Origin of the sequence: Methanolobus sp. ZRKC4 (assembly GCF_045291305.1) — an archaeon.
GTDB lineage: Archaea > Halobacteriota > Methanosarcinia > Methanosarcinales > Methanosarcinaceae > Methanolobus.
In genome coordinates this window covers 885,601-908,496 of the sequence record NZ_CP146983.1, presented here as the reverse complement: position 1 = coordinate 908,496, position 22,896 = coordinate 885,601, and the positions used below count along the sequence as shown (strand labels likewise).

At 38.8% G+C, this 22,896-nt stretch carries 22 protein-coding genes; 16 read left to right on the top strand and 6 right to left on the bottom strand.

The window, feature by feature from the left end; translation table 11 throughout:
- The first annotated feature begins 87 nt into the window (after positions 1–87).
- The 16 genes from pseB to V7O67_RS04715 all read left to right on the top strand — a co-directional run bounded on the left by pseB (position 88) and on the right by V7O67_RS04715 (position 16,334).
- Complete coding sequence (gene pseB, locus V7O67_RS04790; protein WP_342305952.1) at positions 88–1,071, top strand: UDP-N-acetylglucosamine 4,6-dehydratase (inverting); 984 nt, start codon at positions 88–90, stop codon at positions 1,069–1,071.
- Positions 1,072–1,146: 75 nt separating this feature from the next.
- Positions 1,147–1,479: a WxcM-like domain-containing protein gene (locus V7O67_RS04785; RefSeq protein WP_342305953.1), complete on the top strand. Its 333-nt coding sequence runs from the start codon at positions 1,147–1,149 to the stop codon at positions 1,477–1,479.
- Positions 1,476–2,615: a UDP-4-amino-4,6-dideoxy-N-acetyl-beta-L-altrosamine transaminase gene (gene pseC, locus V7O67_RS04780; RefSeq protein WP_342305954.1), complete on the top strand. Its 1,140-nt coding sequence runs from the start codon at positions 1,476–1,478 to the stop codon at positions 2,613–2,615. The genes V7O67_RS04785 and pseC overlap by 4 nt, the downstream gene beginning before the upstream one ends.
- Before the next feature lie 10 nt (positions 2,616–2,625).
- Complete coding sequence (locus V7O67_RS04775) at positions 2,626–3,360, top strand: glycosyltransferase family protein (RefSeq protein WP_342305955.1); 735 nt, start codon at positions 2,626–2,628, stop codon at positions 3,358–3,360.
- Between the two features lie 49 nt (positions 3,361–3,409).
- Positions 3,410–3,946 carry a GNAT family N-acetyltransferase gene (locus V7O67_RS04770; RefSeq protein ID WP_342305956.1) on the top strand — a complete coding sequence of 179 codons (537 nt, stop codon included), beginning with the start codon at positions 3,410–3,412 and terminating at the stop codon, positions 3,944–3,946.
- A 10-nt stretch (positions 3,947–3,956) separates the two neighbouring features.
- Entirely contained in the window at positions 3,957–4,892 is a 936-nt protein-coding gene (locus V7O67_RS04765; protein ID WP_342305957.1) for an NAD(P)-dependent oxidoreductase, read from the top strand.
- 2 nt (positions 4,893–4,894) lie between these two features.
- Positions 4,895–5,869 (top strand): ATP-grasp domain-containing protein, encoded by a 975-nt coding sequence (locus tag V7O67_RS04760; RefSeq protein WP_342305958.1) that lies wholly within the window; start codon positions 4,895–4,897, stop codon positions 5,867–5,869.
- Positions 5,847–6,479, top strand: a complete 633-nt coding sequence (locus tag V7O67_RS04755; protein ID WP_342305959.1) for an HAD family hydrolase — start codon at positions 5,847–5,849, stop codon at positions 6,477–6,479. The genes V7O67_RS04760 and V7O67_RS04755 overlap by 23 nt, the downstream gene beginning before the upstream one ends.
- A gap of 50 nt (positions 6,480–6,529) precedes the next feature.
- Complete coding sequence (gene pseI / locus V7O67_RS04750; protein WP_342305960.1) at positions 6,530–7,576, top strand: pseudaminic acid synthase; 1,047 nt, start codon at positions 6,530–6,532, stop codon at positions 7,574–7,576.
- A 125-nt stretch (positions 7,577–7,701) separates the two neighbouring features.
- Positions 7,702–8,607: a class I SAM-dependent methyltransferase gene (locus V7O67_RS04745; protein ID WP_342305961.1), complete on the top strand. Its 906-nt coding sequence runs from the start codon at positions 7,702–7,704 to the stop codon at positions 8,605–8,607.
- 52 nt (positions 8,608–8,659) lie between these two features.
- Positions 8,660–10,129: a hypothetical protein gene (locus V7O67_RS04740; protein WP_342305962.1), complete on the top strand. Its 1,470-nt coding sequence runs from the start codon at positions 8,660–8,662 to the stop codon at positions 10,127–10,129.
- A 93-nt stretch (positions 10,130–10,222) separates the two neighbouring features.
- Positions 10,223–11,350, top strand: coding sequence for a glycosyltransferase (locus tag V7O67_RS04735; RefSeq protein ID WP_406671073.1), 1,128 nt, complete (start codon positions 10,223–10,225; stop codon positions 11,348–11,350).
- Between the two features lie 69 nt (positions 11,351–11,419).
- Complete coding sequence (locus V7O67_RS04730) at positions 11,420–13,879, top strand: oligosaccharyl transferase, archaeosortase A system-associated (RefSeq protein ID WP_406671071.1); 2,460 nt, start codon at positions 11,420–11,422, stop codon at positions 13,877–13,879.
- An 88-nt stretch (positions 13,880–13,967) separates the two neighbouring features.
- Complete coding sequence (locus V7O67_RS04725) at positions 13,968–14,459, top strand: 3-isopropylmalate dehydratase small subunit (RefSeq protein WP_406671422.1); 492 nt, start codon at positions 13,968–13,970, stop codon at positions 14,457–14,459.
- 12 nt (positions 14,460–14,471) lie between these two features.
- Positions 14,472–15,326 (top strand): hypothetical protein, encoded by an 855-nt coding sequence (locus tag V7O67_RS04720; protein WP_406671069.1) that lies wholly within the window; start codon positions 14,472–14,474, stop codon positions 15,324–15,326.
- 9 nt (positions 15,327–15,335) lie between these two features.
- Entirely contained in the window at positions 15,336–16,334 is a 999-nt protein-coding gene (locus V7O67_RS04715) for an isocitrate/isopropylmalate family dehydrogenase (RefSeq protein ID WP_406671068.1), read from the top strand.
- Between the two features lie 47 nt (positions 16,335–16,381).
- Here V7O67_RS04715 and flaJ read toward each other — a convergent pair whose 3' ends face one another.
- From flaJ to V7O67_RS04685, 6 genes are all read right to left on the bottom strand, one after another.
- Entirely contained in the window at positions 16,382–18,037 is a 1,656-nt protein-coding gene (gene flaJ / locus V7O67_RS04710) for an archaellar assembly protein FlaJ (protein WP_406671066.1), read from the bottom strand.
- Between the two features lie 10 nt (positions 18,038–18,047).
- Positions 18,048–19,706 (bottom strand): type II/IV secretion system ATPase subunit, encoded by a 1,659-nt coding sequence (locus tag V7O67_RS04705; RefSeq protein WP_406671064.1) that lies wholly within the window; start codon positions 19,704–19,706, stop codon positions 18,048–18,050.
- Positions 19,707–19,725: 19 nt separating this feature from the next.
- On the bottom strand, positions 19,726–20,421 hold the full coding sequence (locus V7O67_RS04700) for an ATPase domain-containing protein (protein ID WP_406671062.1): 696 nt from the start codon (positions 20,419–20,421) through the stop codon (positions 19,726–19,728).
- A gap of 13 nt (positions 20,422–20,434) precedes the next feature.
- A complete protein-coding gene (locus V7O67_RS04695; protein WP_342305970.1) occupies positions 20,435–20,941 on the bottom strand; it encodes a flagellar protein G in 507 nt (168 codons plus the stop codon).
- 76 nt (positions 20,942–21,017) lie between these two features.
- A complete protein-coding gene (locus V7O67_RS04690) occupies positions 21,018–21,449 on the bottom strand; it encodes a hypothetical protein (RefSeq protein WP_342305971.1) in 432 nt (143 codons plus the stop codon).
- On the bottom strand, positions 21,439–22,737 hold the full coding sequence (locus V7O67_RS04685) for a FlaD/FlaE family flagellar protein (protein WP_406671060.1): 1,299 nt from the start codon (positions 22,735–22,737) through the stop codon (positions 21,439–21,441). Before V7O67_RS04685 ends, V7O67_RS04690 begins: the two co-directional genes overlap by 11 nt.
- Positions 22,738–22,896: the final 159 nt, after the last annotated feature.

Below are 22,896 nucleotides of genomic sequence, written 5' to 3'. Positions count from 1 at the left end.
ATCGAATAATAAAAGTCAGAACCGAGCTTTATATAATAAAATGTTCATAATAAGTAAATATATCCATAATCTTGAGTTGATAGACATATGCAGAATAAAATTGATGAATCTTTATTTGATGGAAAAAATATCCTTCTCACAGGTGGAACAGGTTCTTTTGGTAAAAAATTTACCGAAATAATTCTACGTGAATTTAACCCAAATAGCTTGAGAATATATTCCAGAGGAGAATTTAATCAATATCAAATGAAACAAGAATTTAGTGATAAACGTCTCAGGTTCCTGATTGGCGACGTTCGGGACAGGGAAAGGCTATATCGTGCAATGAATGGGATAGACATCGTTGTCCATGCAGCAGCACTAAAACAAGTTCCTGCCTGCGAATACAACCCAATAGAAGCAGTGAAGACCAATATTGACGGCTCTGTCAATGTAATTGATGCGGCCATTGATAATTCCGTTGAAAATGTAATGGCTATTAGCACAGACAAAGCCGTTCATCCTGTGAATCTTTACGGAGCGACAAAAATGGTTGCTGAAAAAATGTTCGTTCAGGGTAACACCTATACCGGAAAAGGGAAAACAAAGTTTAGCTGTGTAAGATATGGAAATGTAATTGGTAGCCGTGGAAGCGTAATACCATTGTTCAATGAACAGAAAAAAGAAGGTGTTCTGACAATTACCGATGACAGAATGACACGTTTCTGGCTAACTCTTGATCAGGGTGTTAATTTTGTACTAAATTCGATACAAAGAATGCGAGGGGGAGAAATTTTTATCCCAAAAATAGCCAGTATGAAAATAACAGATCTGGCAGGTGCAATTGCTCCTGAAGCAAAAAAGAAATTCACCGGTATCAGACCAGGGGAAAAACTGCACGAAATTATGATTACTGAGGATGAATCAAGACATGCAAAAGAGTTTGATGATTACTTTGTAATTGAACCTGAGTATCCATTCTGGAAAAAGGAAACTACTTCTTCAGGTAGGAAGCTCCCCGATAACTACAGATACTCCAGTGAGAACAATGACAAATGGCTCACAACTGATGAACTAAAGCAAATGTTATAATATCTTATGTTATATGACAAACTGCCACGGATAAAACATGAAAGGGAGGATGGATGACTCTCAGAGATTGTATCAATGAACTACGAAGACGAGCCATTCAACTGCGTGCATACCTATGTGGTATCTATCAAACCCATGAAGACCAGAGCCAATCATTATCATAAAAACAAGGAAGAATGGATAGCATTGGCTACAGGAAAGATCAAGTTGTGTTTAAAGGATGTGGATTCCGATGAATATGAAGAAATTATTTTGGATTCGGAATCAAGTAACTATGAAGTAATCTACATCCCACAATATGTGGCTCATGCGGTTAAAAACATTTCAACTTGTGAAGCAAGCATAATAGTGTTCAGTAAAAATCCCGAGGAAAAAGAGGATACAATTCCATATGAGGTTGGATTATGATTCCTTATGGACACCAAACTATAGATGACGAAGATATAGAAGAAGTAGTAAAGGTTTTGAAAAGTGATTGGTTAACGACAGGTCCAAAGGTATCAGAATTTGAGAGGGCTATTTGTGACTATATTGGATGCAACTATGCCATAGCTGTAAACAGCGGTACCAGTGCACTTGACATCGCAGTAGCATCACTTGATCTACCTGAAGGTTCAGAGGTTATTACCACTCCATTCACATTTGCTGCCACCAGCAATGCACTTCTTTACAATGGCCTTAAACCTATTTTTGCAGATATAGACAGAGAGACACGTAACATCGATCTAAAGGACATTGGACGGAAGATCACATCAAGAACAAAGGCAATAATCTATGTAGATTACGCTGGACATCCCTGTGACATAGAAGAGATACAAAACATTGCAAATGAAAATGACCTTTATTTGATCGAAGACGCCTGTCACTCTTTTGGGGCGAGTTATCATGGTAAAAAAGTAGGCAATTTTGCAGATATCACAGTCTTCAGTTTTCATCCGGTCAAACCTATAACTACAGGAGAAGGAGGAGCGGTAGTAACCAATGATCCGGAACTGGCACAAAAAGCAAGAATGCTTCATAGCCATGGAATAGATAAGGATGCAATATCCCGCTACGGACCAAATGCTGGATGGGCATACGATATGAAAATGCTTGGCCGGAATTATCGTATGACAGATATTCAAGCAGCTCTGGGAATATCCCAGCTAAAAAAGATCGACCGTTTTATAGAAAAAAGGAACGATATAGCCTCATATTATGAGGAATTACTTCAAGATACAAATTTATTAAGCCTTCCCACTGTAAAAGAAGGAATAAAACACGGATGGCACATTTATACTGTCTTACTTGATGCAACAGTAAACAGAGATGAACTTTTTAAATATCTGCGGACAGAAAAAAACATTGGGACAAATGTTCATTACATACCTGTTTACAGACATACTTACTACCAAGATACATTTGGTTTTCAACAAAAAGACTATCCTGTAACTGAAGATATTTTTAAGAGAATAATTACATTACCATTATACCCTGGCATGGAAAAGAAAGATGTAGAATACGTTGCATCTTCAATATCGGATTTTCTCAAAGATAAAAAGTAAGGTGTTCAATATGAAAATTGTGGCAATCGTTCAAGCAAGGATGGGATCCACCCGCCTTCCCGGAAAAGTTATGAGAACTATCCTGGATAAACCTATAATACTGTGGGACATCGATAGAATATCTAACTCCTCATTAATAGATGAGATTGTCATCGCTATACCATATGATCATGGAAACGACATTATTGAAAGCGCGATAAAACAATATAATGAAAAAATCATCGTTTTCAGAGGAAATGAGAATGATGTTCTGGACAGATACTATAAAGCTGCTGTACAGACTAAAGCCGATATAATAATTAGAATCACATCCGATTGCCCATTAATCGACCCCACCATAATAGATAAGGTTATTGAAGAATTTCAGAATAACAAATGTGATTACTGTTCTAACACTTTAAAACTTACATATCCAAGAGGAATGGATACAGAAATTTTTACTTTCAATGTTCTTGAAAAAGCATGGAACGAAGCAAAGGAAGATTATGAAAGAGAACATGTAACGCCATATATAAGAGAACAACCCAATATTTTTAAGCAATGTAATGTATCTAATGAAGAGGATTTGAGTCATTTACGACTTACACTGGACACTGCAGAAGATTTTGACTTGATCAAAAAAATCTACCAACACCTGTACCCTGCAAAAAAAATGTTTTTACTAAAAGATATAAAAGAATTATTAGATAAACAACCGGATTTAATAAATATAAATAAACATATTATGCAAAAAACAGTACATTGATAGTAAAAATATAAGGTTTTTTGTAAAACATAATTAAGGAGATTTGGTCTTGAGAGCTAAAATATTAGAGGCAGATGGTTTATACTTATCAAACATAGAATTTGAGGATCTGGAAAATATTAAAAAATGGCGCAATGAGCAAATGCCCATACTCCGTCAATGGAAACCTCTTACAGACAAGAACCAAGATGAATACTGGAAAATCATTGCCAATAGCAATGATTCAATTCTTTTTTCAATAATTGATGATAATGAAAAAATGTGTGGTTACTGTGGTCTTACCAATATCGACTACATATCATCCAGAGGAGAATTGTCTTTTTTATTAGACACTGATCTTGACCGCGACAATGACGTACACGATAAAACACTGATCATAGTCCTCAAAATGCTCTCAAAATATGGATTCAACCAGCTCAATTTGAATAAAATATATACCGAGACCTACATTTACAGAGAAGACCACGTCAGTACATTGGAAAACTTTGGACTGAAGAAAGATGGTATCCTCAGAAAACATGTTTTCAAGAATGGTGAGTACCATGACAGCGTTATACATTCGATATTAAGGTCTGAATATTTATAAGGTGAATATCATGCTTTTCAAGAACAAAAGAGTATTAGTGACCGGTGGAGCAGGAGTAATTGGAAAAGAACTTATTGACATGCTTAGAAAGCAGGAAGCCATAATAAGATGTGTGGATTTCCAAGAAAAGCCTTCTGAACTGAGTGATATAGAATATTTCCAGATGGATCTTTCAAAACCTGATAACCAGTTCCTTTTTCGCTTTGAACCGGAATACGTTTTTCATTTAGCTGCTGATTTTGAAAGAACTGAAGAAAGAAAGGATTTTTGGGAATCAAATTATAAGAATAATATCCTTGCATCCCATAATCTGATTGACCAAATCATCAAATGTCCCTCCCTTAAGAAAGTGATCTTTGCATCCAGTTATCTGATCTACGACGAAAAGCAGTATAACAACATCGAAGAACAAAACCTTTTGAATGAAAGTTCTACCATAAACCCCAGGAACACGGTTGGTGTGGCAAAGCTCCAGACCGAGGCAGATCTGGAATTCCTTAGTAGGAATAATGAATATCCCTTCGATTGCGTATCTGCAAGGATATTCAGAGTATATGGAAAGGGATCACGTGATGTAATTTCCAGATGGGTCCGGGCCATACTTCAGAAAGAAGATATTACATTGTTTAATGAAAACAACCGTTTTGACTACATATTTGCAAGGGATGTGGCTGCAGGACTGTTAAAATTAGGTGAGAATGATACTGCAAAAGGTATCTACAATCTTGGAACGGGGGTATCCTCAAGAGTAAAAGACGTTGTTATAGTTCTGAAAAATAACCTAGGGAATTTCGATATCAAGACAATAGAATCCAGAGAAGAATTATTTGAATCCAGTTGTGCGGACATCAGTAAACTGAGAAATGAACTTTCCTGGTCCCCAGAATATGATCTCGAATCTGGTATAAAAGAAATAATCACTCATGAAAAGAAAAGGAATCACTGAAGATGACTGAAACTACAGTCTTGATAACCAGTGTTTCTACAAAAGTACTGCTTGTAAAAGAGTTCAAAAAAGCACTTGCTGAAGAGGAAGACGAAGGCAAAGTTATCGGAATAGATATTGACCCACTTTCTGCAGCACTTTATTTCTGTGATGAATATGCCATCTGCCCCAGACTTGATAGTCCGGACTATCTGAATTACATAGAGAAACTATGTATCGAAAAAAAAGTACGACTTATTGTTGCGACAAGAGATGAAGATGTCCTTTACCTGTCAAAACATAAAAAACACATTGAGAACAGAACTATGGCAAAGGTCATGGTCCCCGATATTGAGATTGCAAAAATATGTTCTGATAAATTCGATTTCTTCAGATTTCTGCAGGAACATGACCTGCCAGCAATAATATCATGGACAGAAATATGCGATAATATCACATATCCATGTGCACTTAAGTCGAGATCAGGTGCAGGTGCCAGGAAATTCTATATCGCCAAAGACAAAGAAGATTTGAGCAAACTCATTGGCAATATAGAAGACCCTATTATACAGGAATATGTAGAAGGAACAGAGTACAGTATCGATTATTTTTCAGATTTTGACGGGAACTATATCAGTCTGGTCCCCAGAGTAAGAATAAAAGTGGTTTCAGGGGAATCAAAAATAGGAATCACAGTGAATGATCAGGAAATAAACGACCTGTGCATTTCACTTGCCACTAAAATGAAATTGACAGGACATAATGTAATTCAATGCTTTAGAACAGCATTAGGAGACGTAAAATTCATCGAAGTAAATCCGCGTTTTGGTGGAGCCTCTAATTTAAGTTTCGCTGCTGGAAGGAGCACTCCCCTGTATCTTATCAAACTATTGAATAAAAACGAGATTGATGTGAAACCTTTCAAAGAAGGTCTCAAGATGCTGCGTTATAGTGAAGACATATTTATTGATGCGCATGACAAAAGTAATAATCTTTGATTTAGACAACACGCTGTACAATGAGAAAGAATACGTCATCAGCGGGTTTAAAGCCGTTGCCCTTTTCTTAGCCAGAGAAAAGTCTCTAGACTATTGCACAGTTTACTCTTCACTGCTAGAATCATTCACAATCAATGGAAGAGGGAACAACTTCGAATACCTATGTAATAAACTGGACATTGGCAATCACATCATCAGCAGGCTAGTGAAGGTCTATAGAGAGCACTGCCCTGAAATAACCCTGAGGGAAGATATTGAAATGTTCCTCTGGGAACTGTCCAAAGAATATAAACTCTGCCTGCTCACCAACGGATGGTTGATACCCCAGAAAATGAAAGTAGAATCTTTGAGACTTGACAGATATTTTGATACGATTTTTTATTCACAGCAGGACGGATTGGACTTCGCAAAACCCCATCCTAAATACTTCATGCAGATTCTGCAATTCTACAAGATAGAAACTTCTGAAGCCCTGATGATAGGAGATGACCCAGTCACAGATATACAGGGAGCAAAGAATCTGAACATGCCTCATTTACAGGTAAGCAATGAGCTGGATAACAACGAAAAACAGCAAATCATGCAGTTTTTGAATAACAATGTACAATGATGAAAACAGAAAATATCAATTTACAAATAATCAATATCAATGAGGGAAACATGGAAATCAGAATTGGTGACAGATACATTGGTGAAAAACATCCGGTATTCATAATCGCGGAGATTTCAGCAAATCATCTTCAGAATTTTGACCTTGCGGTCAATACAATAATAGCTATCAAAGAATCTGGTGCAGATGCTGTAAAGCTCCAGACATATACACCTGATACCATCACGATTGACTGTGATAATAAGTTATTTCAGATCGAGCATGGAACTCTGTGGGATGGAAAGACACTTTATAATCTCTACAAAGAAGCATACACTCCATGGGAATGGCAACCGGAGCTGAAAAGAATAGCAGAAAAGCTTGGACTTATCTGTTTCTCTTCTCCTTTTGATACAACTGCAGTTGATCTTCTTGAAGAGATGGAAGTTCCTGCCTACAAGATTGCATCATTTGAGATAACAGATATTCCTCTCATAGAATATGTTGCATCAAAAGGAAAAACGGTAATCATATCCACTGGAATTGCAACACTTTCCGACATTGAGGAAGCTATTACTGCATGTAAACGAATGGGAAATGAGCAGATAGCACTTTTGAAATGCACATCAGCATATCCTGCACCTCTTGAAGAACTTAATTTGAACACGATACCAAATCTGAAAGAAACATTCAAAACAGTAGTAGGACTCTCTGACCATACTCCAGGGACAACCGTACCAATAGCAGCTGTAGCCCTTGGAGCGAGAATAATTGAAAAACACTTTATTCTGGATAGAAACATGGGCGGACCGGATGCCGCTTTCTCACTTGAATCCCAAGAATTCAAAGCAATGGTTGAATCTGTAAGAGAAACTGAAAAAGCACTTGGTGAAATCAGCTATGAATTGACTGAAAAGGCAAAAAAGAGCAGAGATTTTTCAAGATCTCTTTTTGTTGTGCAAGATATAAAAGCCGGGGAAAATTTCACAAAAGATAATGTAAGGTCTATACGACCTGGTTTTGGATTACACACCAGATATTTAAATGAAGTTCTGTGCCGAAAAGCAAGAAATGATCTTAAAAAGGGAACGCCTTTAAGTTGGGATATCATACAATAACCATGTAATTAATTAGATAGGAGAGAATGCTGAAAATCAAAATTGGCTCAAACAATTAACCACAATAAATTATAAAATTATATTTTTCAATAATTACTATCAAATTAACTTGATGAGGGAAAACTGTGCATAAAGGAAAAATTGTAGTAAAAGATGGAAAAACTGAAGTAATTGACTGTGAACTTTGCGGATTTAAACATTTACAACCAATACCATCTAGAGAAGAAATTAAAAAATACTACGAAAAACAATATTATCAGAATACAAAACCAAATCTTCTAGATTATGAAAAAGAAATTAGGGAAACACAATGGTCAAACTTGTGGTATAAGGATAAACTGGACATAGTAAACAAGTATGTCAATGAGCATAGTGAAACTAAGAGACTATTAGATGTTGGTTGTGGAAATGGACTCTTACTTAAGTTTATGAATGATAATGGATGGGAAGCAACCGGAATAGAACCTTCATGTACAGCAAGTGAAAGAGCTAATTATTTAACCATCAATGTAAACAATACAACGCTTGAAGATTTTGTTGAAGACAAGTGGCATGGATATTTTGATTTTATTAATTTGAAATGGGTTCTGGAACATGTACCAAACCCAACCGAAATAATAAATATTTGTAAAGATTTGCTTAAAGAAGGAGGAATGATTTGTATAGAAGTTCCAAATGATTTCAATACACTTCAGCTAGAAACACAAAGATCAAAACTGTGCAAATCCCATTATTGGTTGACAATACCTGATCACATTAACTACTTTGAGTTTTCCAGCTTAACTCAGTTATTAAAAAAATGCGGATTTGACATTTATTTGCAGACTGCGGATTTTCCAATGGAATTCTTTCTGCTCATGGAAGATAACTATGTCGACAATAAGGAACTCGGAAGTAAATGTCATGAAAGAAGAATGAATTTTGAAGTAAACATGAATGATGAAGTTCGAAGAAAAATATACAATTCAATGGCAAAATTAGGCATTGGAAGGACTTGCATAATATATGCGACATTGAATCCAGATAAATAATAATGTATAATGATTATGTAATTTATATTTGTCATCACATTTTAAGGTTACTATGAAAATACTTATCTACATGCCGTTTGCCGATTGGGTACCCCATCTTGCAACCGATCTTGAAATAGCCATCAAGCACATTGAAGCAGGGGATGAGGTACACATTATACAGTGTTCTGGAGATTTACCGGCTTGTGAACCAAACCCAAACCATCTTAAACTCACATGTTTTCTGTGCAAATCACGAAGAGATAAAGGGTTAGGTATTATAAAGCTCCCGGAAGAAAACCGACATGAGCTTGCTCTGGGTAGTTTTACAGAAAATATTGATATACCTGATTTTTCATCCATGGAAGAACTAAAGAGCTTTGAAGTTGATGGATTCGATGTTGGAATGGCAGTTGCTTCTTCACTTATCAGTATGGTGCGCGAACCTAGTCCTAATGTAATACAATACAAGCCATTTGTAAAAAAGAACCTGTTAATGGCAATAGCCGTTTATAGAGCAACCAAACACCACCTTAAGCAAATAAATCCTGATGTATTCTACCTATTCAATGGAAGATATGCACCACTAAGACCTGCATTAAGAGCCGCACAGGATATGAAAATAAAAACGTATGTCCATGAGAGAGCAGGTGTTCTGAAAAAGTATTCACTAACTGAAGATACATATCCGCATGATATTGAATACCAGAAGAAACAAATAGAGAAATATTGGGATAGAAATTCAGATAATACAAAAAAGAATGAAATTGCAATCAAATGGTTTGGAGACCGCAGAGGTGGAAAAGATCAAAGTTGGTATTCATTTACTAAATCTCAGGTAAAAGGAAATTTGCCAGAAGGTTTTGACCCCTCAAAAAGAAATATTGCAATTTACATTTCTTCCCAGGATGAATTTGAAGCCATAACTGGATGGAAAAACCAATTATATAGAAACCAGACAGAAGCACTAAAAGAACTTATTAATTTCAAAATCGATGATAATATAATGTTCTATTTGAGAATACATCCTAATTTGAAAGGTTTGAAGAATACACAAACAAGAGAATTAACGGAATTAAGAGCTAAAAACCTGCATGTCATTCCTGCAGATTCTAAAATAGATTCATATGAATTAATGGACGCATGTGAAAAGATAATAACATTTGGGTCAACTGTTGGAATAGAAAGTGTATTCTGGGGCAAACCATCCATACTTATCGGTAGAGCAGTCTATGAGGACATAAAAGTATGCTATATACCATCTAACCATGAAGAACTTATTAATCTCATTAATCAAAAATTAGAGTCAATGGATAAAACAGGCGCAATCAAATTTGCATACTGGCAAGTATCTAACGGGCACGAATATACATATTACAAACCAGAGTCAGTAAGGCATGGTATGTTCATGGGACAATATCTGAAAAATCCGCAAATTGAAAGACTTAAATCAAAACTTCTAGCAAAAAGTTGGATTTCAAAAATAATATTTAATGCAGCATACCTTATAAGAAAAATTAAGTGGAAGCTGCATCTTTCCTGATAAAACGATTGCAACTATTATGAAATATAAATTAATTCAAAAAAAAACTAATTGTTGAATAAATATAAATGGTTATAGCCAATGTTACTACATATGATTGATCTGGTGTTAAGCTGGCAACTTTTGATACTGTTTGAAGTAGCTCTTTTTTCTTCATATACTTTTATAATGTATATCTATTCCAAAAAGGAAGAGGAACTCCCTATAGATGACAGGCTTCCAACGATAACATTGGTAATACCAATGTACAATGAAGAAAAAGTAATCAAGCAAAAAATTGAAAATACAGCTCTGCTCAATTATCCAGAGGAAAGACTGGAAGTTATATTATTAGACGATTACTCAACAGACGATTCTGATGTGGTTTCAACGAATACCATCAATGAAAACTCCCTGAAAGCCAGAGTTGTTAAAAATGATGGTGGAAAAGGAAAGGCTAGGGGATTGAACTGGATATTTTCAAGAATCAACAATGATATTACAGTAATAACCGATGCAGATGCATTATTAAAAGAGGATGCTCTGTTGCAAGTAGCAAAGAATTTTGCTGACCCTAAAATAGGGGGAGCTACAGGAAAAATAGTAATACTTTCTGATAAAGCCAGATTATCAAAATCACAGGAGGATTCTTATCGCTTTTATTTTGATGTCTGGAGACAGGGAGAAAGTAATATCTCATCTGTTTCTGTATGCAACGGTCCGTTAATGGCTTTCAGGACTGAACTGTTACATAAAATAAAGATAGATCAAAACGTCTATGCAGATGATTCTGATATGCTTTACAAAATCATTCGACTGGGATACAGAGTGGTGTATGATAAGAAAACAGTGGTATACGAACGTGTTCCACTAACTGTTAAGGGGCGCACCATCCAGAAAATGAAAAGGATTAACGGTTTAAGAAGGGTTTATCTGAATAATCTCAGCTTTCTAGGAAAAGGAAGTTTTGGCAAAATAATATACCCCTATGCATTACTTACACATATTGTTTCTCCACTGATTGTTTTACTATTAACCCTTCTGTATCCATTTATAATTCTTAAAGAACCTTTGTATTTGGTACTTCTTATATTATTGATTATTCCAAAAATCGGAGGATTAATGCTATCTTTTGTTACAACTCAATTGATTATGAATTTTTCATTCCTGGTACCAACAGGTGGTTCTTGGGAAGCAGTAGAAGATGCAAGATATGACCTGAATTTAACAAACGATAAATAAAAAGCAGTTCATTGAAAATAATTAGTTTTATTGTGCTAAAGAATTAAAGTAATTTGAGAGAAAAAGCAAATGACCACCGAAAGCAAACCACCAAAAATAATTGGAGACAAGTTGATACATCTGGGAGTAATAATACTTTCATTGCTTGTCTCTATCTACATTAGAACTATTCCAAAAGCAAGCGTATTCCTATCAAACGGATTCGTGCGTTTTGGTGGGAACGATCCATGGTATCATTTAAGAAATGTTGAATCCATTTTGCACAATTTCCCAAACATGTTATGGTTTGATGCATATACCCAGTACCCTAATGGAACTCACCAGATATTTGCACCACTTTTTGATATGTTTCTATCAACCGTAATATGGATAATCGGACTTGGCACTCCCAGTCAGGACTTGATTAATACATTGTGCGCTTATAATCCTGTCATTTTGGGTGCACTTGTCATTATCCCCACATACTTTTTCACAAAGAATATTTTTGGCAGTAGAGCAGCGCTATTAGCAGCATTTTTCATCGCAATAGCTCCAGGACAATTTCTCTCAAGATCTATTATTGGATTCAACGATCACCACATAGCTGAAACACTCCTTACAACTATAATTGCCATGTTCATGATAATGGCGCTGAAAAAAGCAAGTGAACACGAAATAACGTTTGAAATGATCAAAAATAAGGATCTTTCTACCTTTAAAGTAGTACTGCCTTATATGTTGTTGACAGGGGTGGCACTTGGGGCATACTCACTTACATGGATTGGTGCTATATTCTTTAGCTTCGTGATCGGTGTCTATATAACCATACAATTTTGCATAGATCACATGCACAAAAGATCCAATGATTATCTGGCAATCTCAGGAATGATAATCTTTGCTGTTGCACTTATAATGGTTTTAGCAACACCATATATAGGAAGTACAAAACCACTTGCAATTAAAGGTCTGGTTGCCGGAATAATTGCATTCCCTGTCCTGAGTCTGATGTCAACGATGATGAACAAAAAAGCAATAAAAAAATCATATTATCCTCTTGCAATTTCCATCTTTTTTGTAGTGGGAGTGGGAGTTGCTAAATTGGTATCTGAGTCTGCTTACGCCCTCATAACAAGTGTATTCAGTTTTTTCATGCGCACTGGTGGCGGACTTACCATTGCGGAAGCCTCCCCTCTTTTATCCATTGGAGGCCAATTCTCCTTCCAGCCAATCTGGTACAACTTCGGAGCAATGGGGTACATTTCATTTATTGCACTGGCAATACTCACCTACAAAGCATTTACCCAGAAAAACACACCTGAAAACACGTTTCTTATTGTATGGACACTCATGATTATCTGGGCCATGCTCCAGCAGAACCGCTTCGCATACTACTATTCAGTCAATGCAGCAATACTCTGTGCATGGGTAAACATCAAAATTCTGAAACTTGCTGGATGGAAAAATCTGATGGATAGCATTAAATCAAAATCATTCAGCGCTAAAAACATAAAAGCTATGCACATACTTTCAGCTGCATTTATAATACTTGTTCTTGTATACCCAAGCTACAGCCTGGCAATGCAGCAGACACAGGGAACCAGTGGCCCCAATGGTTACTGGATTGAGGCAACCACATGGCTCAGATACAACACTCCTGATCCTGGACTTGATTACTATGAAAGCTACGAAATTCCTGCTGATGGTGAAAGTTACAAATACCCCGATGCAGCATACGGTGTAATGTCCTGGTGGGATTACGGACACTGGATAGAAGTCATAGGACATCGCATACCAAATGCTAATCCTTTCCAAAAGGGAATTGGCGGACGCACAAATAGTATCGATGAAGAGAACCTCCCAGGAGCCTCTACTTTCTTCACAGCTCCTTCTGAGGAAACTGCAACAGAAGTGCTTGAGGCCATACACCCTGATCCTGAGAAAGCAGGTGCACGTTACATTGTTTCAGATGTTGAAATGGCTACAGGAAAATTCTATGCTATGACTGCCTGGACACTGGACACTGACAACTACTACATACCAGTGCAAACTGATGTTGGCTACCAGAATGTGCCTGGTCCAAGGTATTACGATTCAATGGAAGCAAGACTTCATATATTCGATGCTAGTGGACTAAAACAGTATCGTATGGTATATGAATCACCTATTGGAAGCACACAGGAGCCAGGATATAAGAACGTCTACAATGTGCTCTATGGCGGGACATTGACCGAAGAAAACACAGGATATGTGAAGATATTCGAGTACGTTGAAGGTGCAACAATCACAGGAACAGCACCTGTTAATGAAACAGTAACAATCAGCAACAATATACTCACAAACCAGATGAGGACGTTTACTTACACGCAGTCAACCACATCTGATGGCACATATTCTTTCACCGTACCTTATTCAACAACAGGCCCGATAGAAGGTGAAACACAATTTGATACTATGCCTGCAGGCCCTTATACAATAAGCTATGGAACTGTCACAGAACAAGTCAGCGTCAGTGAAACAGATGTCCTGAATGGGAACACGATAGAAGTGTGAGAACTTCTTTCCCATTCCATCTTTACTTTTTTTAATTATTTCCCGACACTTACAAATAACATCAGGCAGAAGCTAGCTCTAAGGTGATATATTGGACAATATAATCAAAGGAAAAGCATGGGTATTCGGGAATGACATTGACACGGATGTCATAATACCCGGGAAATACCTCCGCACAACAGATATGCAGGTATTTGCGGACCATGCCATGGAAGGTATCGACCCGGATTTCTCTAAAAAAGTGCAAAAAGGAGATATCATCGTTGCAGGAGAAAACTTCGGATGCGGCTCATCCAGGGAACAGGCTCCCCTTGCACTGAAACATGCAGGAGTGTCCTGTGTAGTTGCAAAATACTTTGCCAGAATATTCTTTAGGAATGCTATAAACGTCGGACTTCCCCTGATAGAAGTGGATGTGGAGTGTCAGGAAGGAGACGAAATTGAGGTTGGGCTTCTGGAAGGTACTGTGAAAGTAAACGGAAAGACTCTCAAAGGTAACAAACTTCCGGATTTCCTGTTGGAGATGCTCACAAACGGCGGGCTTGTAGCCCAGCGTAAAGAAACGAAGAACTCACAGTAACATATGATGAATATGATATTTCCCGATGAATACAAACGTGTAGGCCACAGCAGGGAACTACATGACGGTGAAGATAAACGTATATACTTCCTTACGAAGTACATGATAGTCGAACACTGTAATGGTGAGAGAAACTACACTCTTTATGAAGTAAATCATCATGGAGACGATCTGCTAAGAGATGTTGAATCCCTAAAAGTACTGGCTTCAGGTGAAGAGATAAACCACTATGATAAAGACCTGAATATCAAGGACCGTCTTCTTCTTATTGAAACAGCGCACAACTTATGCAAAGGAAACATTAACACGGTAATATTCACAGGTATCGATAAGCACGTCACCTTTGTTCATAAACCAGATCTTTCAAAGGTGCTTGATATAGAGATTGTTGATATAGTGCCTCCTGAGCCCTCATGGCTTGCAAGTGTTGTCAGGAGAATCGAGAAAAGTGGTATATTCGGAGACCTGACGATCAGGTTCTCAGAGAACCTTACAGACCTTCGGCAGTTCGAAGGGGAAGACACTGTTTTCCCCTGTTCATCCTCCGGACTGAAAGGGAAATGCCTTGACTGCGATGTTATTACAAAAGAAGGATCACTGCTTGTGGGGTGTGAGATATCCAGAAGCCTGTTCGAGTCGAGGTTCCCAGGGCTGGACTATTCATTTGTCAATATCTGCCCATTCAAATCGGATGTCTTCAAGCCTTCAAAGCCTTTTATCACCAGATGCTGCCGTTCGGAAAAATCAGGCATAGTGATAATCAATGGCATAAAGGGGGCTGTGGTTCACTGGGGTGCGTCGGAATTCTACGTTGCAAATACGATATGGGAATTAGTCAGGGAATTACGTAAACAGGACTTATCCTGAGGTAAGAATATGAAGCTCGCAATTGTTGAAGGAGATGGCGTCGGGAAGGAAGTAATTCCAGCAGCAATCGAGGTACTTGACGCACTATGCCTTGATGTTGAAAAAGTACCTGTGGAACTTGGTTATGGAAAATGGGAGAAGACAGGCTCTGCAATAACCGATGAAGATATAGTGACACTGAAAGAGTGTGATTGTGTATTCTTCGGTGCTGTGACAACGCCACCAGATCCAAACTACAAAAGCGTACTGCTTACCATTCGCAAAGAACTCGACATGTATGCAAACATCCGCCCCATAAGACCTTTACCCGGAGTTCATGGAATACTTGGCAGGAGCAATTTCAATTTTGTCATTGTACGTGAGAACACTGAAGGACTGTACTCAGGAATCGAAGAAATTGGAGAAAATGCTTCGTATACTAAAAGAGTCATTACCAAAGAAGGATCACGTAGAATAGCGGAATATGCCTGCAAACTTGCAAAGAGCAGACAGAACGAACTTATTATCGTACACAAGTCCAATGTAATAAAATCGGACAGACTGTTTCTTGATGTTTCCCGTCAGGCTGCAATAGACGCAGGAGTAGTTCACCGGGATGAACTTGTGGATTCTTTTGCCTATAACCTCATTACATCTCCCTGGAAGTACGATGTGATAGTAACAACAAACCTTTTCGGAGACATCCTGAGCGACATGTCAGGAGCACTTGTAGGCGGTCTTGGCCTTCTCCCAAGTGCAAACATAGGTACAAAACATGCTTTTTTCGAACCTGTCCACGGAAGTGCACCTGACATTGCAGGAGAAGGTATCGCAAATCCCATCGCAGCCATACTGAGCCTCAAGATGCTTCTTGAATGGCATGGCAACCTCGCAGAGGCAGCCATTGTTGAGGAAGCTGTCGATGCCGCACTCAATATGGGCGTTTGTACGCCAGACCTTGGTGGCAAATACACTACTTCGGAAGTTGGCGATATTATTGCACAATACATAAAAACAAGAATAGAATAAAAACCATGACGGCTTTTTATTCTTTTGTATCTTTTTAATGTCTTTTTTCAACTTAGATTCAGCAACGAAGATACACCCGACATAGTTACCACGGCACTTAAACCTGATATCCATACCATGACCACAAAATCGATTGTTGCACTCAGCATATGGCCACCATCAACGACCCGTATGAGGATTGCAGACATCAGTGAATGACCTATCATTATTGCAAGAACCATGTTTGCAAGGGTTTCCATGCTTCCTATATTTGTATAAAGTACCATTCCCATAGACATTCCGGGCGGCATATCAACAGCCGTGAACATGTCCTGCATCAGTCCAACCACACCCAGGGAAATATACATTGTAAAACCGATACCACCTGTCAGCCCGTAGAGAACACCTACCAGGCTGCTTGCCGACTGGCTCCTTTTCTTCCTGAGAGTCACGATTCTATGAAAATTAGTTGCGATTATGTCCCCTATGACTTCAGGTTTTCCACCGAGATTTGTCGCCTCCACGAACATCACACTAAATCGCTGGATAAGATTACTTCCCGTATTGGCGGAGAATATCTCCCAGGAAGTTATTTTATCTATTCTGGTTACCAGCATCTTGTAAAGATTGTTCACATCCTTTGTCAGGGGACCGAAGTCATGGGCTCTCAAAGCTCTCAGTGCCTCGTCTATCACACCACCCCTTGCACCGGCAGAACTTCCCAGGGAACGGATGAAAGCAGGGAAATTTTCATCTTTTCGCCTTATACTTTTTTCGATCTTCCTGGAAACGTATCCTGTGTAAACGAGAGGAGTTAAAACCATTGCAACAGCTATCGACGTTTCTATCCTGCCATAGAAAGAAACAACGATAGCTACAGCAATGCAGCCTGCTATAGAAATGGGAATTGAGCGATACAATGTGAGTTTCTCATTCGTAACTATTCTGGACCTGCTCCATGCAGGATCCTTAGGAATCTTATTCTTGGTGAAGATTACCATAACAAGATCAGTAACAAGGAAGACCACTACTACAATTCCCATGAGAAGTTCTGCATTCATCCCCGTGATAACAGGCATTATTACCGCAAAAGAAGCCATGAAGATAAGTGACATCACCATAGATACGAACAGTTCTTTGATGACCTCAACCGCATAAAGAGCACCATTGTACATGGCCTCATATTCATTCATTACAACGTTCTGCTCTGCAAAAAGAAAAGTTTTCACATCTTCTCCTGACTGAAGTGCGTGGGCGAACCTATCAAGGAAATCCTCAAAAATGATTGAAGGGGTTCTTTTAGAAATGAACCTGCACCCGTCTGCAAGACTGAGGTTCCAGACAGTCACAAGGTCATATATCTTCTTGGTCTCTTCCGCAAGTTCCTGGTAATCCTCATTTTCCGATACAATACGGACAATATCAAGCCTTGGAGTCTCAGCCGTTGCAATAGAACCCATCTGAGTGATGTAGTAGTGCATATTGTTGTCAATGCGAGCAGCCTTTGCACCAAGAATCGACAAAGGGTAGGAAAAAGCAAAGATGATGCATATGACAGGTATCAATACCGGTATGTACTTGGCCGGACCGGTAAAAAGTGTAGGAAAGACAATCAAGAGAAATATAGAAAAAATAAAACCGAATGATATAATAGGTAAGGCAAACTTTTCCACATAGGCTTTTGGTTCCATGCCAAGATTCTTGAATGCCTTCTCATAACTCATGAAGCTCACCTTATACAGAGAAAGGAAGACCATCAACACCGTGTTTATAGAAGTTCACGATAATTTCAAGTACTTCATAATAGTCATCAATGCCTCTTGACCGCATTTCTTCCAGTATCCTTGCCCTGAGGAAAAGATCCTGGTATATCATCCTCTTATCTTCATACCCAAGTTTTGTGGCTATCTTATCCTCAAGTATGTAACTGTTATTCAGACCACGAAATTTATGCTTATCAGTATCCGGTTCCCATTGGAAAACGGCCCTGGTTGCAACACCACCGATTTCCTCATAATAGCCCTCTATTTCCTCAATTGCAAGGGCACGCCTGAGAAACTTACCCTTACGGTAGACGGCTGAAAGTATCATTGCAATGTTCAAATTGTCAATAAAAGTTACAGGCACATTGATCGGGTCTGCTGTGAGACGCTGGATCATCTTCGAAACAGCAGATGCGTGGAACGTTGCAAGTACGGGGTGACCTGTCTGCATACCCTGGAAAGCCACGTTACCTTCAGCTCCTCGAATTTCACCTACGATAATGTAGTTTGGCCTGGAACGAAGAGCAGCTTTAAGCAGGGCAAAGGTATCTACCCTTGATTCGGGTGGACCTTCCTCACGGGTGATCAACTGCTGCCACACCGGCTGAGGAGGCTGGACCTCGGCTGTATCTTCTGCGGAGAATATCTTTGCCTTGGGGTTGACAAAGGCAAGACACGCATTAAGCATTGTAGTCTTTCCACTTGCAGTTTCACCACTGAAGAATATACTCATACCATTTTCAAGACACATCCACATATAAGCTGCCATTTCCGCATTCAATGCACCCCAGTTTATAAGCTGGATAATACTCACCGGAACCTCACTGAACTTACGCATGGTAAAGCTGCTACCACGCTTACTGACATCTATACTGTAGATGATATTGATACGAGACCCATCGGGGAGTGCACCGTCAGCAATTGGCCTTGCATCACTCACAGGACGACCGATACGCTCACTCATACTCCTTAGCCAGTTGTCAAGCCCCTGTTCATCCCCAAAAGTAAGATCGGTTTTTACCGTATCGAATATCTTGTGAACAATAAAGACATTGTCCACTCCGATACTGCTGATATCTTCAAGATAAGGATCCCTGATAATGGGCTCGATGGGGCCGGAACCGATAATGTTCCTTTCAATATGATAGAGTATTTTATTATACTCCTTCTGAGTCATAGGAACCTGCTTCTGGACCGGCATCAATTTCTGGAGTACATTGAATTTTCCCTGATCTTCAGAATCCAGGTCTCCGCCTTCACCTATATCAATCGATCCGTTCAGGAGTTTAGTAATAAGGTCCTTGAGCTCAGATTCCGATTCCGGTACAGATTCCCTTGCAGATTTTTCAAGGATTATATTCAAAACTACCTGGTATTTCTTTCTTTCAGTGCTGGTGAGTAATGGCTCTATTCCAAAATATTTAACCTCTCCGAGTTCGGAAGTTCCATAAAGATGAATGAATACCGGGTCTCCTACTGGTAGAATAATATTGACATAGTCTTTACTGAGGTCCTTGGAAAGACTTACCACAAAAGTTGGTTCATCCTCACCATTCTCCTGCATGAACTTTTTGACATATTCACCAAGGTGCGGATTTCTCTGTATCGCTTTCTCAAATTCCTGATCCATTCAATCGCCTTCTTCATCATTATGATACAGAAGCTATCTCTACAACAAGACCTACCTTGGGCTCGATCCTGAAACCGACCATCTGGCCCACAGGACCTTTTGCGCCCGTGAATTTATTGACAACGATAGTACGCTTTACTTCGCTTCCCAGAGGCCTTGATTTAAGAGTTATGTAAACATCACAGGATGACCTGAACATCGCAGCTATGTCCTCGCTAAGCTGATTAGGCTCGATGGTAAGGATGATGACCTTACCCATACCGTTCAGTTTTTTAAAAAAGGAGATCAGATCAAGACTTTTTTCGGTGTTTGCACTGTACTTTATGAGCGATGAGATCGTATCTATAATGATCACATTCTTTTCGAATAACTCTTCAGCAGCCATCAGCCTCTCGAGAAAATCGAAACGGGATTTTGCTGCCTGCACAAGAGGTATAACGGGGATATACAGCAGATTACCATTTAGCAAAAAAGGAGCAATCGGGTAATCCATGGAATACATCTGATTGATGAATCCCTTTGTGGTCATTTGTGTGGAAACGAACGTTACACTGACTTCGTTTTCGTTAAGACCATATGCTAGGCGCTGAGTGATAGAACTTTTTCCACCTCCACTTCCGCCTTCTATAACTACAAGGGAACCGGCAGGAAATCCACCGCCTAATTTATCGTTCAAATCATCCCGTGGGATATCAAATCCATTGATTTTTGCCATTTTTGCCTCTTAATTACGTTTTAAAGCTCATGGCACCAGATTTACCATTTTCAGCTGCAACAAGTATTCTGTGGTCACCGGAGTCCAGTGGTGAGGGAACGGTAGTGACATTAAGTGTAAGAATATCACCGGGCCTCCATATGACGTCACCATCCATCAGTCCAATATCAACATCTATAGGGTCTATCATAATACCATCCACAAGAACCGTCACATACTCCGGTACTAATTCTGTTTTGCCTGTGTTCTTGGCGTAGAATATGTATTTACTGCTGACATTATTGTAAGGAATTAATTCAGGATCGTTAACAACTGTAATATCAGTCCTCATCTGTTCTGAAAGCAGTTTACTGCTTGTACCTGATGAAGCTATCATTGACTGGACATCTGCAGATATGAAGGCAATTGCACTAATAGCCAGCATTAATGCCGCTATGAAGAATATCATATGTGTGACAGCGGTTTCAGCGTCCGTGTCTTTCAGTAGACTATTGTTGTCTGTTGTTAGCATACTAATCATGTTTTTCTGCCAGTCCAAATATAATAAGAAGTAGAAATTAATATATTATTAATAGTATATAAAACTACTATTTGCATCAAACCAAATATGAATCATAGGCCGAAATACCATTTTCTGTTACAACTTTAACACGATGAATTCCCAGACCGGAGAGTTCTGTTATTGTCAGGTTCCTCGTTTCAGCAGGAGTCCATGTAGCTGCAATATCACTATATGTATAAGATTCCAGATTTCCATCCACCAGTACATTCAACTTATCAAAATGAAGAGTCTCACTGCCGGTGTTAGAGAGAGTTACAGTTAAATTATAGTTGCCTGCAAAACTATCAGCCGTGGAGTATTCCACCTCGATGTCAGTTTGCAGAAGATTCCGCTGCATTTGATATTGCTCTGCCGAAGCATCATCAAGTATTTCATTGGAAGTACCTAGCATTGTATAAGAAAAGGTTCCCAGCAGCACTGCAGATATGAAAAAAATAATTGCTATGACTGGTAGCTCAAATCCCATAAAGTTCCTCCAAACCGTGTTTCACTTTTGACATTTCCCGGTCTATGGAACTAAGCATGTTGCGATCGATCTTGCGTCCACATAATCGCTCAACAAAAAGCAGGGATTTTGTATGATCTTCCGGAAGAAGACGCCAGGTAGGTTTCTCAACATAATAATCTATTCCGCGGGCATATGCCATTACCTCGGCCCTTACATCCTCACTTATCCATCCAATATCCACATAATAATCAAGTGCATCCATAAGGTTATTCCTGCCTACGCGTTCCATCAGGAATTCTATCCAGTTTAGCAACACAACAACACTTGTGGGATCACCTTTGATAGATTCAAGCCTTACCACAGAACTCGAGACCTTATTTGAAACTACTGCAACTCCATCTTCTGTAACTCCGCCTTCTGCTACGTGTTCATTTTCTCCATCTATAGAAAGTGCATTTTCCACCAGAGTTACATTATTAGTTGATGAAGATTTATTCTCAAGCGTATCAAGGCGAGAAGATATATTGGCAGTTGTTTCAGCCAGGTCAACTATATTCTGGTCAAGGGTACCGGTTCTGGAAAATAGTTCTTCTGTTCTGGAAGATAACTTTTCAATGCCTTCATGCATCATAACCATTGCATCTGCAAATGCGTCCATCTTCGATTCAAAGTTCTGCATCCTGGAATCTGCTTCTGGTGAGACACCCTGGGGCACACTCATTTTCAGAGATGCGGCATCAAAATCGTTTTTCATCAGGACCAGCATGTCACCCATTTCAGTGATCCTATTATCTGTTTTCTCAAATCTCTCTATGGTAGCACGAGAAGCAACATCATCCCCTACAAAAGGATTGACCTGATTGGACACTATCTCGTATAAGGAAAGTAATTCAAGAACACTCTGGTCTATCTTATCAACAGTCTTTTTGATCTCTTCATTTTCCCTCTTAACCATATTCAAAGTGACATCTGATTTTGAAACCTTACTCTCAACATCTTTTATTTTTTTCCGGTTTTCCTCTAGCATTTCATCGCTTACAGATGATTGCTGAGGCACTTGTTGAGGCATACCCCCCGGTGGAGCCATGCCATGAGGAAATGGAGGATTTCCAGAAATATCCGGAGCATTTACGCCAGGGGGTACCGGTGGCAATCCTGCCGATAGATCAGGAATAGAACCAAGATCTGGAGTACCCTGTAGAAAAGAAGGGGCGTCTGAATCAAATGGAGAATCAGCTCCCTTTTTTTTATCCTTCTTGGAGAGAACAGAAGTTATCTTTTTTATCTTATCGCTAAATCCGGCCATGATTTCACTAGTAATAATTAATATAATGACAGAGATATGTATATGATACTCAATATACCATCAATATTATATATAAATTTTGAATAATACTTGATTTCAATATTATAGAAAATGTGTGCAGATGATTTTAAATCATTTATGAGACATTACATACCTGAT

What these genes read in the sequence shown, in the direction of transcription:
- V7O67_RS04715 (WP_406671068.1), top strand. Translation starts at nt 15,336, where the DNA reads ATGAAGCTCGCAATTGTTGAAGGAGATGGCGTCGGGAAGGAAGTAATT.
- V7O67_RS04705 (WP_406671064.1), bottom strand. Translation starts at nt 19,706, where the DNA reads ATGGATCAGGAATTTGAGAAAGCGATACAGAGAAATCCGCACCTTGGT.
- V7O67_RS04740 (WP_342305962.1), top strand. Translation starts at nt 8,660, where the DNA reads ATGAAAATACTTATCTACATGCCGTTTGCCGATTGGGTACCCCATCTT.
- V7O67_RS04700 (WP_406671062.1), bottom strand. Translation starts at nt 20,421, where the DNA reads ATGGCAAAAATCAATGGATTTGATATCCCACGGGATGATTTGAACGAT.
- V7O67_RS04685 (WP_406671060.1), bottom strand. Translation starts at nt 22,737, where the DNA reads ATGGCCGGATTTAGCGATAAGATAAAAAAGATAACTTCTGTTCTCTCC.
- V7O67_RS04730 (WP_406671071.1), top strand. Translation starts at nt 11,420, where the DNA reads ATGACCACCGAAAGCAAACCACCAAAAATAATTGGAGACAAGTTGATA.
- pseB (WP_342305952.1), top strand. Translation starts at nt 88, where the DNA reads ATGCAGAATAAAATTGATGAATCTTTATTTGATGGAAAAAATATCCTT.
- V7O67_RS04775 (WP_342305955.1), top strand. Translation starts at nt 2,626, where the DNA reads ATGAAAATTGTGGCAATCGTTCAAGCAAGGATGGGATCCACCCGCCTT.
- V7O67_RS04765 (WP_342305957.1), top strand. Translation starts at nt 3,957, where the DNA reads ATGCTTTTCAAGAACAAAAGAGTATTAGTGACCGGTGGAGCAGGAGTA.
- V7O67_RS04690 (WP_342305971.1), bottom strand. Translation starts at nt 21,449, where the DNA reads ATGGGATTTGAGCTACCAGTCATAGCAATTATTTTTTTCATATCTGCA.
- V7O67_RS04735 (WP_406671073.1), top strand. Translation starts at nt 10,223, where the DNA reads ATGATTGATCTGGTGTTAAGCTGGCAACTTTTGATACTGTTTGAAGTA.
- V7O67_RS04720 (WP_406671069.1), top strand. Translation starts at nt 14,472, where the DNA reads ATGATATTTCCCGATGAATACAAACGTGTAGGCCACAGCAGGGAACTA.
- V7O67_RS04755 (WP_342305959.1), top strand. Translation starts at nt 5,847, where the DNA reads ATGACAAAAGTAATAATCTTTGATTTAGACAACACGCTGTACAATGAG.
- V7O67_RS04785 (WP_342305953.1), top strand. Translation starts at nt 1,147, where the DNA reads ATGAACTACGAAGACGAGCCATTCAACTGCGTGCATACCTATGTGGTA.
- V7O67_RS04760 (WP_342305958.1), top strand. Translation starts at nt 4,895, where the DNA reads ATGACTGAAACTACAGTCTTGATAACCAGTGTTTCTACAAAAGTACTG.
- pseI (WP_342305960.1), top strand. Translation starts at nt 6,530, where the DNA reads ATGGAAATCAGAATTGGTGACAGATACATTGGTGAAAAACATCCGGTA.
- V7O67_RS04695 (WP_342305970.1), bottom strand. Translation starts at nt 20,941, where the DNA reads ATGATTAGTATGCTAACAACAGACAACAATAGTCTACTGAAAGACACG.
- pseC (WP_342305954.1), top strand. Translation starts at nt 1,476, where the DNA reads ATGATTCCTTATGGACACCAAACTATAGATGACGAAGATATAGAAGAA.
- flaJ (WP_406671066.1), bottom strand. Translation starts at nt 18,037, where the DNA reads ATGAGTTATGAGAAGGCATTCAAGAATCTTGGCATGGAACCAAAAGCC.